The sequence below is a fragment of the Aminiphilus sp. genome (assembly GCF_029975095.1).
Taxonomy (GTDB): Bacteria; Synergistota; Synergistia; order Synergistales; family Aminiphilaceae; genus Aminiphilus.
Window position 1 is genome coordinate 1 of the sequence record NZ_JARKPW010000227.1, and the last position, 15,603, is coordinate 15,603.

15 protein-coding genes are annotated in these 15,603 nt (G+C 56.2%); all 15 read right to left on the bottom strand.

The features are described 5' to 3' along the window. Positions 1 to 611, bottom strand: a 611-nt coding sequence (locus Q1K49_RS13965) for a PEP/pyruvate-binding domain-containing protein (protein WP_300526596.1), incomplete at its 3' end; no start/stop codon positions are given. Between the two features lie 86 nt (positions 612 to 697). After that, positions 698 to 1,498, bottom strand: coding sequence for a pyruvate, water dikinase regulatory protein (locus Q1K49_RS13970; RefSeq protein WP_300526585.1), 801 nt, complete (start codon positions 1,496 to 1,498; stop codon positions 698 to 700). Positions 1,499 to 1,610: 112 nt separating this feature from the next. Then, positions 1,611 to 3,677, bottom strand: a complete 2,067-nt coding sequence (gene glyS / locus Q1K49_RS13975; protein ID WP_300526586.1) for a glycine--tRNA ligase subunit beta — start codon at positions 3,675 to 3,677, stop codon at positions 1,611 to 1,613. Positions 3,678 to 3,692: 15 nt separating this feature from the next. Further along, entirely contained in the window at positions 3,693 to 4,571 is an 879-nt protein-coding gene (gene glyQ, locus Q1K49_RS13980) for a glycine--tRNA ligase subunit alpha (protein ID WP_300526587.1), read from the bottom strand. A gap of 73 nt (positions 4,572 to 4,644) precedes the next feature. After that, entirely contained in the window at positions 4,645 to 5,361 is a 717-nt protein-coding gene (locus tag Q1K49_RS13985) for a DNA repair protein RecO C-terminal domain-containing protein (protein ID WP_300526588.1), read from the bottom strand. Between the two features lie 17 nt (positions 5,362 to 5,378). Beyond that, positions 5,379 to 6,296 (bottom strand): GTPase Era, encoded by a 918-nt coding sequence (era, locus tag Q1K49_RS13990; RefSeq protein WP_300526589.1) that lies wholly within the window; start codon positions 6,294 to 6,296, stop codon positions 5,379 to 5,381. Beyond that, the gene (locus tag Q1K49_RS13995) at positions 6,283 to 6,741 is read right to left on the bottom strand and encodes a cytidine deaminase (RefSeq protein WP_300526590.1); all 459 of its coding nucleotides are present in this window, start codon (positions 6,739 to 6,741) and stop codon (positions 6,283 to 6,285) included. The genes era and Q1K49_RS13995 overlap by 14 nt, the downstream gene beginning before the upstream one ends. Continuing rightward, complete coding sequence (locus Q1K49_RS14000) at positions 6,738 to 8,012, bottom strand: hemolysin family protein (protein WP_300526591.1); 1,275 nt, start codon at positions 8,010 to 8,012, stop codon at positions 6,738 to 6,740. Before Q1K49_RS14000 ends, Q1K49_RS13995 begins: the two co-directional genes overlap by 4 nt. 7 nt (positions 8,013 to 8,019) lie before the next feature. After that, positions 8,020 to 8,559: an rRNA maturation RNase YbeY gene (gene ybeY / locus Q1K49_RS14005; RefSeq protein ID WP_300526592.1), complete on the bottom strand. Its 540-nt coding sequence runs from the start codon at positions 8,557 to 8,559 to the stop codon at positions 8,020 to 8,022. Positions 8,560 to 8,563: 4 nt separating this feature from the next. Then, positions 8,564 to 10,516: an HDIG domain-containing metalloprotein gene (locus Q1K49_RS14010; protein ID WP_300526593.1), complete on the bottom strand. Its 1,953-nt coding sequence runs from the start codon at positions 10,514 to 10,516 to the stop codon at positions 8,564 to 8,566. Positions 10,517 to 10,580: 64 nt separating this feature from the next. Further along, positions 10,581 to 11,567 carry a PhoH family protein gene (locus Q1K49_RS14015; RefSeq protein ID WP_300526597.1) on the bottom strand — a complete coding sequence of 329 codons (987 nt, stop codon included), beginning with the start codon at positions 11,565 to 11,567 and terminating at the stop codon, positions 10,581 to 10,583. A 39-nt stretch (positions 11,568 to 11,606) separates the two neighbouring features. Next, on the bottom strand, positions 11,607 to 11,840 hold the full coding sequence (locus Q1K49_RS14020) for a NifU family protein (protein WP_213692747.1): 234 nt from the start codon (positions 11,838 to 11,840) through the stop codon (positions 11,607 to 11,609). Positions 11,841 to 11,924: 84 nt separating this feature from the next. After that, on the bottom strand, positions 11,925 to 13,313 hold the full coding sequence (locus Q1K49_RS14025) for a pyruvate carboxylase subunit B (protein WP_300526598.1): 1,389 nt from the start codon (positions 13,311 to 13,313) through the stop codon (positions 11,925 to 11,927). A 152-nt stretch (positions 13,314 to 13,465) separates the two neighbouring features. Next, on the bottom strand, positions 13,466 to 14,272 hold the full coding sequence (gene mazG, locus Q1K49_RS14030; protein WP_300526594.1) for a nucleoside triphosphate pyrophosphohydrolase: 807 nt from the start codon (positions 14,270 to 14,272) through the stop codon (positions 13,466 to 13,468). Positions 14,273 to 14,348: 76 nt separating this feature from the next. Next, positions 14,349 to 15,603: helicase-related protein (locus Q1K49_RS14035; protein ID WP_300526595.1), on the bottom strand; the 1,255-nt coding region annotated here is incomplete at its 5' end.

Consider the following 15,603-nt stretch of genomic DNA (forward strand, 5'->3'; position numbering starts at 1 on the left):
CTCTGTGTGTTCCAGCTCTTGAAGACGGCCTCCACGGCTTTTCTGAGTTGCGTCCAGGGATCGCTTGGAAATTCCTGCCCGGTGGATTTCTTGACCACCTTCTTGTAATTGTCGATGAGTTCTTTCAAGGCGTCCGCTGGAATCTGATGATCATGTGTGAGATTTCTTTTTCGCTTGGTCTGGTTCAACAAAAATTCGAACTCGCCGATTTCAATACCGAGAACGACGTCGGAAAACATCTGAATGAACCGTCTATAACTGTCCAGGGCAAAACGCCTGTCGCCCGAGGCGACGGCGAGGCGTTCCACCGTGTCGTCGTTGAGACCGAGGTTCAGGATGGTATCCATCATGCCGGGCATTGAAACGGGAGCACCCGAGCGAACCGAGACGAGCAACGGCATTTCTCCGCCGCCGAAGGTCTTTTGTGTCGTTTTCTCCAGCCGGGCCAACGCTTCCTGCACTTCGGGCCATATAAGATCCATCAATCCTTGTTCGTCGGACCAGTATTTCTTACACGCCTCGGTGGTGATGATGAATCCTGGGGGTACGGGAAGACCGAGTTGCCACATCTGCGCCAAATTGGCCCCTTTGCCGCCCAGAAGCGCTTTCATCTCCGCATTGCCCTCGTGGAAATCGTAGACGTATTTGCCTTGTGCATTCACCACTGAACACGACCTCCTCCCGAATTTCCGTCGCTTCACTCCCTCAAGTAATCGAGAATTTCCTGCGCCGTTTCCTCGATGGCCCTGTTCGTGACATCGAAAGTCCGGCAGCCGGTCTTTCGGAAAACACTCCTGGCAAAGGAAAGCTCCTCCTCCACTCGTTCCCATTGAGCGTAATTGGAGACTTCCACATCGAGCCCCAGAACGCGTAACCGTTCTCTGCGTATGTTGATCAGCTTCTCCGGCTGGATCGTGAGCCCCACGATCCGTTCCGACGGCAAAGAGAAAAGTTCTTTCGGAGGATCCGCCTCCGGGACGAGAGGAATATTGGCGGCCATGACACCTTTGTGTGCCATGTACATGGAGAGGGGGGTCTTGCTGGTCCTGGAAACACCGATGATGACGAGCCCCGCGTTTGTAAGGAGTTCCGGACTTTTTCCGTCGTCACATTTGATCGCAAACTCAATGGCCTTGACCCGTTTGAAGTACTCCTCATCCATTCGCCGAAGCAGTCCAGGTGTTTCCATAGGTGCGGTACCGATCCGGCGTTGGAGGACATCAAGGATGGGACCTAGGACATCCACTACGTCCACGCCGAGTTCCTCGGTTTTTTCCAGAAACATGCGCCGCAATTGGTGATCCACGAGAGTGCAGATGACCACGGCTTGCTTTTCCTGAGCGTTCCGGATGACCTCAAGCATCCGCTCTTCGGTGTTTATATAGCGGAAACGAGAGAACTCCGTCGCATCCAGGTTGAACTGAGTCGACGCAGCGCGAGCAACATGTTCCGCCGTCTCTCCAGTGAAGTCCGAGACCACAAACAGAGGAATCGACATGTTTTTGTCCCCTTTCCTTGTGGCAGGAGGAAGCGGAACGCCTGTTCCGCTTCCTCCGTATTGTACCAGCAACTTTTCTAAAGCAATCAAAGGCGTGGTGCTTCCTGTTCGTCTATTTTCTCAATCGGCTCAAATCCCCCACATGGAGAAAGAGTTCGTGGCACCGCGAGAGAAGGCAGAGTCTGTTGCGACGGAGCTCTTCGTCCTCCGCCATGACGAGCGTTTCCTCGAAGAAAGTCGTGATGGCAGGCTCCAACTGGGAAAGGACATGTGTCAACTCGTTCCACGCACATACCGCAAGCGTGCGTTCCACCTCGGGGACGATCTTGACGACCGCTTCGGCGAGTGCACGCTCCGCGGGTTCGCGGAGAAGCGCTTCATTCCATTCGGGAGGCATCGCAGCGGTCTTGGAGAGGATGTTTCGCACCCTCACGGCGGCGGTAACAAGCCCGTCGAACCACGCCTCCTGTTCGACCGTGGCAAAACTTTCCGCGAGACGCAAGGCCTGAAGCGGACGTTGCCAGGCAACCTGCATAGCAATGGTGACTGTCGCGTGGGAAAAACCTTTTTCGCGAAGCTGCACCGTAGTTCGCTGCCTCAGGAACTCGTAGACACGTTCGATGATTTCCGGCGAAATATCCAGGCAGGCGGAGGCTTCTAGCACCATTTCCTTCATGTCCACATCGAGATTCATACCCCAGAGCAGTTCGTTGATGCATCTTGCGGCCCGCCTGAGTCCGTAGGGATCCTGGGAACCCGTCGGTTCGAGTCCCACCTTGTGACAGGCCACGATGGTGTCCAGACGATCCCCGATTCCCAAAAGTGCTCCAAGCACATCCGTGGGAAGTCGATCTCCCGCAAAGACAGGGAGATACTGTTCCTGAAGTGCTCTGGCTATCCTCTCGGGTTCTCCGCTGCGGCGGGCGTACTCTCTTCCCATGATACCGCGGAGTTCTGGAAATTCGTAAACCATATGCGTCACCGTATCGGCTTTAGAAATAGCCGCCGCCTTGTCGAGCAGCAGGAGATCTTCCTCGCCGAGTCCAAGGCGCCGACCGACTTCGAGAGCAAGAGCGCGGGCGCGTTGCACTTTATCGTACACGGATCCGAGGCGTTCCTGATAGAGAATGGTCCGCAGCTCTTCCACGCGGCTTGCGAGGGGGCGTTTCTGATCCTCTTTCCAGAAAAAGGAGGCATCAGAGAGACGTGCCCGGAGAACACGCTCGTTTCCCTCCCGCACCACGTTCATGTTCGAGGCCCTGTTGTTGCTGACACCGATGAAGAAGGGTTTGAGCTTCCCCTCCGCGTCACGAACAGGGAAATAGCGCTGATGGTGTCCCATGGTGGTGGTGAGCGCCTCGGCGGGAATGTCCAGGTAACTCTGATCGAAAGTCCCGTAGAACGGGACAGGATACTCGACGAGAAAGAGGTTTTCCTCGATGAGCTCCTGGGAGAGGTCTGCCTTTCCACCGATCTCTTTCTCCAGAGCCGCGATTCCACTGAGCATTTTTTCCTTGCGCTTGCGCTGGTCCACGATCACGTAATTGTCGTAGAGAATGTCCATGTACTCCTTCGCGTCAGGAATCTCCAGCGTTTTCTGCCCCATGAAGCGATGGCCGTGGGTCGTCCTTCCCGCCGTGTACTTTCCGACGACAAGAGGGAGGACTTCGGATCCCCAGAGGCAGAGGAGCCAGCGCACAGGACGGGCAAAGCGGAAAGAGGGATCATCCCAGTACATGTTCTTGGGAAAGACGATCCGCTTCACGATACGTGGCAGAACGTCGAGAAATACGTCTCTGGAAAGGCAGCCTTCCGTCCTCGTCACCGCGAAAGCGTAGTCGACTCCCCCCACGTTTTTCTGGATGAGGTCCTCGACGGCGACGTTTCTGCTTCTCGCAAATCCCCGTGCGGCATTCGTAGGATTTCCGTTGGCATCAAACGCCTGATTCCAGGCGGGACCCCGCAGTTCCTGAACCGTATCCTGCTGGCGTTCCGGAACTTTTCGGAGGAAAAGGGCGATACGCCGAGGTGTGGCGAAACTCTCCATACCTCCCACGGAGAGATGGGCAGCGTTCAATTCGGCTTCGGCGAGCCGAAGAATTTCTTCCAGAACCCAACTCGCAAAGCGCGCAGGGATCTCTTCCGTGCCTATTTCAAGCAGCAAATCGCGTTCCACCATGGAGGACACCCCTTTCTACCGGGCAAACTTCGTCGCGAGCGGATATCCCATCTGCTCGCGCTGCGCGACATAGGCCTGGCAACACTTGCTCGCCAGCGCACGCACCCGTCCGATGTAACCGGTCCGTTCCGTGACGCTGATGGCGTTCCGGGCATCCAACAGATTGAACGTGTGGGAACATTTCAGGACGTAGTCATACGCGGGGAGGACGAGTCCCTTTTCTATCATGCGGCCGGATTCTTTCTCGTACATGGAGAACAGCTGAAAAAGCATGGCAGCATCGGATTCGTCGAAGTTGTACATGGAATGTTCGACCTCACCCTGGTGATGCACGTCGCCATAGGTGACGTCACCGACCCAGGTCAGGTCGTACACGCTGTCCACCTTCTGGACGAACATGGCGATTCGTTCGATGCCGTAGGTCAGCTCGGCGGGAACGAGATCCATATCGATACCGCCTACCTGCTGAAAATAGGTGAACTGAGTGATCTCCATGCCGTCGAGCCACACTTCCCAGCCCAGTCCCCATGCGCCGATGGTGGGCGATTCCCAGTCGTCTTCAACAAAACGAATGTCGTGTTCCGCGGGATCGATGCCCAGCGCACGGAGACTGTCCAGATAAAGATCCTGAATATTCTCCGGAGCGGGCTGGACGATCACCTGATATTGATAATAGTGCTGCAGGCGGTTCGGGTTTTCCCCGTAGCGGCCGTCCGTAGGGCGTCGGGACGGTTCGACGTAGGCGACCCGCCACGGCTCGGGACCGAGCACACGCAGGGTTGTGGCGGGATTCATCGTACCGGCTCCTACCTCAAGATCGTAGGGTTGCTGGACGACGCACCCCTGTTCCGCCCAAAAGCGTTCCAAACGCATAATGATGTCCTGAAAGTTCATGCCCTGTCCCTCCCGACTCAAAATCCTTCGCGTGCCCACTCCCCTCGTCGAGGAACATCCCGGAGATCGCACGTCAATAGGTCCGCCGAAGTATCGATTCAAGTATTCTGTTCGCGTTGTCCCATTCTTTCGGAAAATTCTGCGATAACTGCACCTGGAGAAAATCGCCTCTCGGAAGAATAGCAGCACTCCGCAACTCCTGCAAGAAGAGCGGTGGAAGGGAAACTTTCATTCCCGCCGCAGCTGGACAAAGGGAACAAAGGATTCCCTGCTCTGTGAGAAGTACAGGCGAAAACGACGACAGCGATCTTCCGCAACCGCTGCAGATTCGGAAATCGGGAGCTCGACCCCATAAATGTAACCAGCGCCACAAAAACCGCCATTCCAGGGGAAAAAAGAGACGAGGCCCGCCGCCCGCGAGAATATGGAGTGTCCAGTAGAAGTGAGCGAGGAGATCGTCACAGGGGTGTTGGGGAAGAACCAGTTCGGAGATGAGCCGGTTCCATGCGAGAGCGCGCCGTAACACCCTGCCCTCCGTCCTGATCGGCCAAAGGTCGTCCTTCACGTCCATCTCGCGAAGATAATAGCGCGTGGGCCCTTTATAGAGATGAAAAAGACCCCATACCAGAGGTTCCGTGGCCCCTCCCAACCGGGAGCGTCCCTTTCCCGCCCCCATGGCAGTCACCCAGAAGGGGCCCATGCCTTTGAGAAGAACATAGAGAGAGCGGTTTCCCTCCGGGGAGTCCTGCCTGCGGAGAACCACTCCCGAGGCCGAGACAAAACCCTGCATCGTCTTCGTCCGAAACCCTACGATTCATAGCCGAATCTGCGGAGATCCTGAGGAGAACGTCGCCACTTGGGACGGACCTTGACCCACAGATCGAGATACACCGGGAAGCCGAGACGCTTTTCGAGTTCCTTCCTTGCCAGAAGACCGATATGTTTCAATTTCTTCCCGCTCTCGCCGATGACAATTCCCTTGTGGTTTTCCCGCTCCACATAGAGAATGGCCCGAATGTAGGCAGTCGTTCTGTCGGGATATTCCTCGGGCGTTTTGTATTCCTCCACCACAACGGTGATTCCGTGGGGAATTTCATCCCGAAGGGCGAGAAAAGCTTTTTCCCGGATACATTCGCTGGCGAGAAAGCGCTCGGACTGATCCATGAGCATGTCCTCCGGATAGAGCGGAGGTGCTTCCGGCAGGAGTGCTTCGATAGCTTCGAGCAACGCGTCGAGATTGTCTCCTCGCGTAGCGGAGACAGTGACGACTACCTCAGGAGAAAGCGAGGACCAGGCGGAAACGATCCGGTCGAGATCTTTCGGTTCGGAGAGGAGATCGATTTTGTTCACTACAAGAATACGGGGAGTGGAAATCCCCTGGAGGACTTTCCGGAGAAGTTCCTCCTCAGCTCCCCCCTCGGGTCTTCCCGCGTCGAGAATCAGACAAACGCAATCCGCATCTTCAACGGCATCCCGTGCCCGTTGCATCATGTACTCTCCCAGGGCGTGATGGGGCTCGTGAAAACCCGGCGTGTCCACAAAGACGATCTGTGACCGTTCGGTGGTGAGGATGCAGCGCAACGAGTGCCGTGTGGTCTGGGGAACGGGGGAGACGATACTCACCTTCTCCCGGAGAAGTCGGTTGACGAGTGAGGATTTACCCACGTTCGGTCTGCCCAGGAGAGCGACGAATCCCGAGCGGAAAACCTTCTTATCGTCGAGCATCGTCGTCCCTCAGGGCAAAAGCGAAGGGGAGCAATTCTCCCAGGGAAAAGATCCGGAAGGATGCTCCTTCTTCAAGCACGATGCGAAGGGCGGGATTGAATTCCGCGAGCACCTGCCTGCAGGCGCCACAAGGCATGCAGGGAATTCCCCTACGGCCGACCACGGCCACGGCCACGGGAAGATCACCTCCAGCGACCCTCCAGGCGGCGACAGCTCCTCGCTCCGCACAAATTGTCATGCCGAAACTTCCGTTTTCCACATTGCACCCGAAGAAGAGACGCCCACTCTCCGTGACGAGAGCAGCGCCGACATGAAAATGCGAGTACGGAGCGTAGGCTTTCTCGCCGGCTTCCGCGGCGTAATGGAGCAGTTGCTCCGGTGTCATCGCGGAAACGGTTCGAAACGGATCTTCGGAAAAATTACCGGAATCATATCCGGTGATCATGCATCTTCTCCTTCCTGCTCGTCCCGGCGGACAAAACGCAGCACCCGGATTCGGTGGTCCTCCACCGCCAGAACATCAATGTTCCAGGGACCGTAGGCAAGTCGTTGCCCTTCTTCAGGAAAACTCCCGGAGAGGGAGAGGACGAGTCCTGCTACACTGTCCGCATCTTCTGAATGGAACACGTAGGAAAGACCGTCGCTCAAATCCTCCAGATTAACATGGCCCTGGACGATGTAGCTTCCAGTTCCGTCCTGCTGGATTGCCGGCACTTCCTCGTCATATTCGTCCTGGATTTCACCGACGATCTCTTCGAGGAGATCTTCCAATGTGACCAACCCGGCGGTTCCACCGTATTCATCCACCACGATAGCCATGTGGACGCGTTTTCGCTTCATGAGGTCGAAAAGCTCCGCAATACGGATGACTTCCGGAATGAACAACGGCTCGCGTCGGATATCGAAGACGGCAATGTCTGTCTTCCCCGATGCGAGAGCGTCAATGATCTCTTTGACGTAAAGAATTCCCACGATCCTGTCGAGGTTACCCTCATAGATGGGGACCCTGGAATGACCGTTTTCCCGGAAGATCGTCACGGCCTCGGCGACACTCATTTCCTTGGGAATGGCCACCATGTCCGTTCTGGGAATCATGATCTCGTAGGCCCTGGTCTCCTCGAAAGCGATGACTCCCGAGATCATGCGTCGCTCGCCTTCTTCGAGGGCGCCTGATTCCTGTCCCATGGCGATCATTTGCTCGATTTCCTCCCGTGTGACAAAGGCGTGACGCGGCGAAAGATCGATTCCAGTCATGTAGCTGATGAGACGCATGATCCCCGCAACGGCCCAGACGAGCGGACTCAGGAGGATGTGTGCGATTCTGACGAGAGGAAGCGCGTCGGCGAGCACTTTCTCGGAATGGCTCATGGCGAGGCTTTTGGGAAGGATTTCGCCGAAGACTACGATGAGAAACGTCATGGTCAGGATGGCGAGCACGATGCCCCAGCCTCCGAGAAAACGCATCGACAGTGCTGCGGCGACGGCACCAGCGGCGATGTTGACCAGATTGCCCGAGATGAGCGTCACCGTAAGCACGCCGTGCACGTCCTCTGCCAGCCAGCGGAGGGAACGTCTTCGGCGAGGATGTCTTTCCTGCAGGGTCTGCAGCCTCGCCTTGCCTATGGAACTCGTCGCCGTTTCCGTGGCGCTGAAAAGAGCCGAAAGCAGAAGGAAGGCAAGGAGAAGAAACAGGCCTGCGGTCACGTTGCCGCTCACTGGGACATCAAGCCCCCTTTGTATGCGGATCGGGCTCGCCGCTGCGGTTTTTCTCCAGAAGCAACTTCAATTCGTTGGCATACCTCTCCTGGAGGCTCCACATGTGACGCTCCTTCTCCTCCGTGTCATGGTCGAATCCGATCAGATGGAGGAACCCATGAACAATGACGAGGATGTATTCGTCCAGAAAAGATACTCCATGATCCGCAGCATTTCTCTCCACCTGTTCCGCACACACCACAATGTCGCCGAGCGGCAGTTCCGGCCATGCCTGCGAAGGTGGAGAAAAGTCTCCGGAATCTTCCCAGAAAGGGAATGACAAGACGTCCGTCGGGCCCTCCTCTGAGCGATACTGCAAGTTAATCTCTGCCATCTCCGCCTCGGGGAGGATGTTCACCGAGACCTCCACGCCCCCATGTCCGGTCAGTTGGGGAGCTACTTCCGAGATGACACGACGGAAGAGCGCACCGAGGAGTTCCCTCTCATTTTCGGAAAGACGATATCGGGAGGAAAGATGTTCTTCTCCGGCAATTTCTACTCTCACCATAAGACTAGGCTCCCTTCACGACAGGCGTTTTTTCTTCGACAAGTGCTCGGACCTGGCGAGAATGGTACATGGAACGAAGCGTCGCGACAAATGCCTCCCGAATGAGTCGGAGATCCCGGAGCGTAAAGTCCACATCCATGAATTGTTCTTCCCGCAGTTTCGAATCCATCACATCCTGAACCGTGCGTTCCAAGTCACGAAGGTCGGCGATGCTGCCACCTGCGGCGCGCACTGCGGCCTCCACGGAGTCGGCGAACATAACGAGTCCCGTCTCTTTCGATTGAGGTCGCGGGCCGGGATAACAAAACTGTTCCCTCGGTACCGTATCGCCTTTGCTGACAGCCTTGCGGTAGAAATAAGACAGGCACGTCGTGCCGTGATGTTCCAGAATGAATCGTTTCACGAGCGCGGGCAAGTGGTATTCAGCAGCAAGCTCATAACCGTCCCGCACATGAGAGATGATGACCAACGAAGAAAGAGAAGGCGCCATGCCATCGTGGGCATTTTCTCCGTACATTTGGTTTTCGACAAAAAAATGCGGTCGTCGAAGCTTGCCGATGTCGTGATAGTATGCACCGGCCTTCACGAGGAGGCTGTTCAGCCCCAGCCGATCCGCCGCAGCCTCTGCGAGCGTTCCGACCATAAGGGTGTGGTGGTACGTTCCAGGAGCCTCGATCTGAAGACGTTTGAGAAGTGGGCTGGAGGGATGACTCAATTCGATCAAGCGAAGTGGCGAAAGAACATCGAAGAGGTTCTCCCAGAAAGGGAGTGTGGCAAGCACGAAAGCACTGAGAAAAGCACCCGCTCCGACAAAACGGAGAAAAAATTCCAGGGAAAGCGTCTCCTGGTTGCTCCAGAAAATAAAGAGTTCAATACAGGAAGCGAGTATTCCCAACAGAAACAGTTCCCGCCAGAGCTGTACCCGACTCTGGATCTGATGGAATCGGAAGTATCCTATCCCGCTCACCACTGCGGCGACCATGACGATAAGAGCCATCTGATTCAGCGACATGCCCGCCGCGACGAGCGCGCCCAGCGCACTTCCGCCGAGGGCAAGATGAAAGGCGAATCCCGCCGGTAAGGTAAGATACGCCCATCCTGCGAGGGCGAGCGAACTGAGACCGCCGACGCGGAAATAGACCGCCGCGATTTCTATGACCCACGCAAGAGCAAGCAGAAGGAGAACATAAAGCCATTGTTTCACGTTCTCGGGGCTTCCTCTGGACTCGGGCAATCCGGAGGAAAGCCAGAGACTCCACAAAAACGCGACGACCACTGTGAGCAACAGATGGCGATAAGGGAAGGCGGATTCGGTGTACCCCTGAGCCTTGAGAAGACTTGCCGCGAAAGGAGTGATGCGCTCCCCTTTCTCAACGATGACATCGCCCACCAAGAGCGTTCTCTCGATGGGTTGCACCGAGTCCTCCATTTCCCGACGGAGTCTCCAGGTGAGATTGAGATCTTTCTGTTGCGTATGGAGCAGCAACTGATCCAGAACTTGGTAGACGATATTCTTCTCCGGCCATTCCAACTCCGACTCATCCAGCCTGTCCCAGATCAGCGTGGCCCGCTGCTCTTCCTGGAAAGTCTCGTTGAGGAGCGCCATGCCGATTCGTCGTATTTCCTCCAGAATCTTGCCTCTCCGTGTCTCGTTGAGGGATTCCAGCACGTCGATCAAAGAAGGGGAGAGAACCTGCAGAAGTGATTCCCTGTTGACGGAAATCGCTTCGAGGTTATGCAGCGCATCATTGATGAGGCGAGGGTTCTGGACGAAGACACCGACAACGCGCTCGGAAATTCTCTTTTTCATTGCCTCCGTGGTAACGGCATCGAAATAACGCATTGAATTCACGGCAAGAAACGTTCTCGACGCGGGAGAATCAACGGCAAAGCCGTAGCGGCTCCCCTCGACACGCCAATTCAGAATCGAGAGAAGGGCCGCCAGAAGCACGATCATGCTCCTTACGGCCCAAAGCACGCTTGTTTTTCCCTTCAGGGAAGACGCAAGGTCTCCGTCTCGGTTATGTCCGTTCTTGTCTTTGTTGTTCGTAGTTTTCATAGGCCTGCACAATCCGCTGCACGATTTCGTGGCGAACCACATCGCAATTGGTGAGCATACAGAAGTCGATACCTGCGATGTCCCTCAAAATTCTCTGCACGCTGACGAGTCCGGACTCCTTCCCTTGGGGAAGGTCCACCTGGGTGATGTCGCCCGTGACGACCGCCTTGGAACCGAACCCCATGCGCGTGAGAAACATCTTCATCTGCTCCGGCGTGGTGTTCTGCGCTTCATCGAGAATGATGAAGCTGTCGTTCAGCGTTCGTCCACGCATGTAGGCGAGCGGTGCTATTTCGATGACGTTCTTTTCCACGTAGCGATGAAATTTTTCCGGAGAAAGAAGTTCATAGAACGCATCATAGAGAGGACGAAGATACGGTTCGATTTTCTCTTTCAGGTCGCCCGGGAGAAATCCAAGACTCTCGCCCGCTTCAACGGCAGGCCGGACAAGCACGATGCGGTTCACCGTCTGAGCTTTCAAGGCCGCCACGGCCACGGCCACGGCGAGATAGGTCTTCCCCGTCCCGGCGGGACCGATGGCGAAGGTCACGTGGTTCTCGGAAATGACCCGTATGTACCGCTTCTGCCCGAGTGTTCGGGGACGTACAGGCTTTCCCCGGGCGGAAAAACAGATGACGTCGTCCAGGAGCGATGCGATGTCCGGAGATTCTCCCTGAGCAAGAACGTCCATAGCGTAACGGATCTCAGAAGGCGTGATACGCTGTCCCTTGGAGGCGGCGAGAAACAGCTCCTTCACAAGCTCCGCCACTATTCCCACCACATTCGCGTCGGGTCCCTGGACAAGAATCTGTTCGCCCCGCGAGACGAGGCGAACAGGATAACGTTCCTCAATGAGCCGGAGATTCTCGTCGTGTTGTCCGAGAAAACGAGTGAGAACCTCCTTCGTCGCGGAGGTGGTCCAGAGGAACGAACCATTTTGCTGGACGATCTCGGAGACCGTGTCGGTGTTCAAGAGAACGAATTCTCCCTATTCCCGCGTAACCGTCACGATTTCCGGGATTTCCTGCTTCAACACGGCCTCGACCTGCCGCCGGAGGGTCTCCTGGGCAAAAGGACACCCTCCGCACGCTCCAGTAAGCCGGACAGTGACCTGTCCGACCGCATCGTCAAAGCCGACGAAGTCGATATCTCCACCATGACTCTGCAATGCGGGACGGATTTTCGCCCCGATGACTTCAAGAATTTTCTCCGTGGTCGTCACGTTGTTTTCCCCTCCCCGGGTTACTTTTCTATTGGTTCCATGTGCGTTCAGGAGATGTTTTCCGACATTCCGCGTCCACGCGCGCTACACCGGATAAACGGCATTCTCCACGGTCCGCTCGAATCCGAGATCGCGTTTCATTTCCCTCGCGTATTTCAACATGAGAAAATCTTTCGCCACGGAAGGGAAAAGGACATAGCTCAACACGTCCTCTGGCTGCAGAACGAAGGGAGCAATGATTTCTCTCGCGGCGGCCATCTCCGGTTCGAGCTTCTCTCCGGGACGACAGGTGATGGGGATTTCTTCGCCGATGACAAGTTTTTCGATTTCGGGGTCCACCGCTGCGGGAGGACGTCCGTAATAGCCGAGGAAATACATTTTTACTTCCTTGGGAACGACCTTCCATCGTTTTCCCACGAGGACGTTCACCGTCGCCTGGGTTCCCACGATCTGGCTCGTGGGAGTCACAAGTGGAGGATAGCCCATTTCTTTCCGCACGAGAGGCACTTCCCTGAGCACGTCGTCAAGCTTGTCCAGCGAGTTTTGTTCCTTGAGCTGGCTCACAAGATTGGAATACATGCCTCCGGGAATCTGGTAGAGAAGGACGTTCACGTCCACACCCTGCAGTCCCATGATGAGCTTGCTGTACTTCTGCTGCATTTCTTTGAAGTACTTCGAAACCGGAACAAGTTTCTCCAGGGTGATACCCGTATCGAGTCGGCCTCCGCCAAGGGCGGCGACCATCGTCTCGGTGGCCGGCTGGCTGGTGCCCATGGCAAAAGGTGAGATGGCACAGTCCACCACATCCGCTCCGGCCTCAAGACCGGCCAAGTAGGCCATGGCGGCCATCCCACTCGTGTAATGACTGTGCAGCTGCAGGGGAAGCCCCGTTTTGGCCTTGATGGCGCTCACGAGTCGCGCCGCATCAACCGGGCTGATGAGACCGGCCATGTCCTTTATACAGAGGGAGTCCGCACCCATCTGCTGCAACGCGACGGCTTGCTCGGTGAATCTCTCCAGGGAGTGAAACGGAGAGATTGTGTAGGAAAGGCAAAGCTGCAAGTGTGCACCTTCCTTTTTCACCTGGTCCGCGGCAATCTCCATGTTTCTGAGGTCGTTCAGGGCATCGAAAATACGGATGATGTCGAGACCGTTTCCGACGGCCCGCTTGACGAACTCTCGAACGGCGTCGTCCGCATAATGTCGGTACCCCACAAGATTCTGGCCGCGGAGGAGCATCTGAAGCTTCGTCTTCTTAAAGCGCTTTCGGAGCACCCGCAACCTCTCCCAGGGATCCTCGTCGAGAAAGCGCATGCACGTGTCGAAAGTGGCGCCCCCCCACACTTCGAGAGAGTGGTATCCAACCTCATCCATCAGTTCCGCCACGGGAAGCATATCCTCCGTACGCAACCGTGTGGCCATGATGGATTGATGAGCGTCACGCAGTGCAGTCTCCGTAATGCCCTTTTTCAGCGAATTCCGAACAGCGGATCCGGGCGTTGCGGCCTTTCCTGTTCCCTCGCCCTTTTCTCTCTGTGCCTCACGTTTTCTTCCGTCGTATCGTGGAATCCCGTTCTTGTTATACTCCAACCATCTTCCCTCCCAACCGAGTTCCCTGCGATTCGTCAACCCACATGCTGCTTCGCACGTTGCCAGAGTTCTTCCAGTGCTTCGAGCGAGTAGCTCTTCCACGAACCGCCTTCTTGCGCCACCGCCTGTTCCATGCGCATAAAACGGCGGACAAACTTGTCGTTCGCCTTCTGAAGAACCATCTCGGCGTTGAACCCAAGATGCCGACCAAAGTTTACCACAGCGAAAAGGAGATCTCCCAGCTCTTCCTCTATCTCCCCGGTTTTTCCATCCCTGAAGGCGACCAAAAGCTCCTCCGCTTCCTCACGAACTTTTTCGAGAACGGGTTCGGGATCACCCTCGGGCCAGTCGAAACCTACTTTCGCTGCTCGTTCCTGGATCTGAAATGCCCTGAGGGCCGCGGGCAATCCCTGAGGAACTCCGGCGAGAACGGAAGTGTTTCGTTTGGAGGCTTTCCGTTCCCCCGCCTTGATTTTCTCCCAGTTCCGGCTCACCTCCGCACTGTTCTCCACGGTCAGTTCGCCGAACACGTGAGGATGACGACGCACCAGTTTTTCCCCAATATGACGTGCCACATCCTCTATGGTGAAAAGTCCCTTCTCTTTTGCGATCTGCGCGATGAAGACAACCTGGAGAAGCACATCTCCACATTCCTCGAGAACGCCCAGAACATCGTCTCCATCAATGGCGTCGATGAGCTCGTATGCTTCCTCGACGAGATAGGGACGCAGTGTTTTCCAGGACTGCTCGCTGTCCCAGGGACAGCCCCCGGGAGATCTCAGCGTCTCCATGATGGCGACGAGTTCGCAGAATGCACCGTCGCCACCAGCCGTTTCGTTCATTTTCCGTCCCTCCCTTGCCCGCTCCCGTGTGTCTTTGCACACGAGAAAGCCGTCATGCGTTGTCGTTCTCTGCCCTTCAAACGCCGGACATTCTCTCGAAACAGGCTTCCAGGTCGAGAATGCCCTTGGGCGCGCCCGGTCCTTCGAGTTCCCCCGCTTTTCGTTTCCATCCCCTGAGTTCCGATGCCAGGCGGTCCGCCGTCTCCGGACTTCCGGAGACACTCGTTCGTTCACGGGACGAACGGACGTATTGTACCCCGAACCGAGCACCCAGTACACGAACCTTCGCCAGGGCAAAGAGAACGCCGACGCTCTCCGGAAAAGAACCAAAACGGTCTCTGGTCTCTTCCTCAAGCGCGGAGAGATCAGACACATCTCCCGCACGGAGAAGTCGGCGATAGAGCGTGATGCGAACGCCCTCCTGAGGAATATAGGAGGCGGGAATGCCCGGATAGTCGACCATTTCCACGCGAGTCTCCCCCTGCTCGACACCGCGGATACGGGCTATGTGTTTCTCCAGCAATGAGCAATACAGATGAAACCCGATCCGTTCGATGTGACCGTGCTGCGCAGGTCCGAGCAGGTCCCCTCCGCCTCGGATCTGCAAATCCTTTTCCGCAAGCTGGTACCCCATACCCAAGGCGTCGAGGCTGCCTATGGCGTCGAGACGTTCCGTCGCTTCTCTGGTCATGGCGATACCCTCGGGATGGAGAAAGAAAGCGAAGGCCTGTTCGTTTCTGCGACCGACCCTACCGCGCAACTGATAGAGCTGGGCCAAACCGAAATCCTGAGCATTATCCACGACGAGAGTGTTGGCCCTCGGCATGTCGAGCCCGCTCTCAATAATGGTTGTACACACGAGAATATCCGCCTCGCCTTCCGCGAAGGCGAGCATTGTCCGTTCGAGCTCCCGATCGGGCATTCTGCCGTGTGCTACGAGAAAGCGCGCCTCCGGGAGGAGGGTGCGCAAATGCCGAACGCATTGAGTGATGGTGCCTATCCGGTTGTGCACGAAAAAGGCCTGCCCGCCTCGAGCCAGTTCGCGAAGAATCACTTTTTTCACGAGGCCATCGTTCCAGGGACTCACGATGGAGATCACGGGATGTCTGAAGCGCGGCGGCGTCGTGATGAGCGAAATGCTCCGCAGGTTCTGCAGTGAAAGCTGCAGCGTCCTCGGAATGGGCGTAGCAGACAAAGTCAGAACATCCACGCAAGGATAGCGTTCCTTCAGGTTTTCCTTGTGCAAGACGCCGAACCGATGCTCTTCGTCGATGACGAGGAGACCGAGATCCTTGAAGGCAAGATCCTTGAGGAAAAGCCGATGAGTTCCG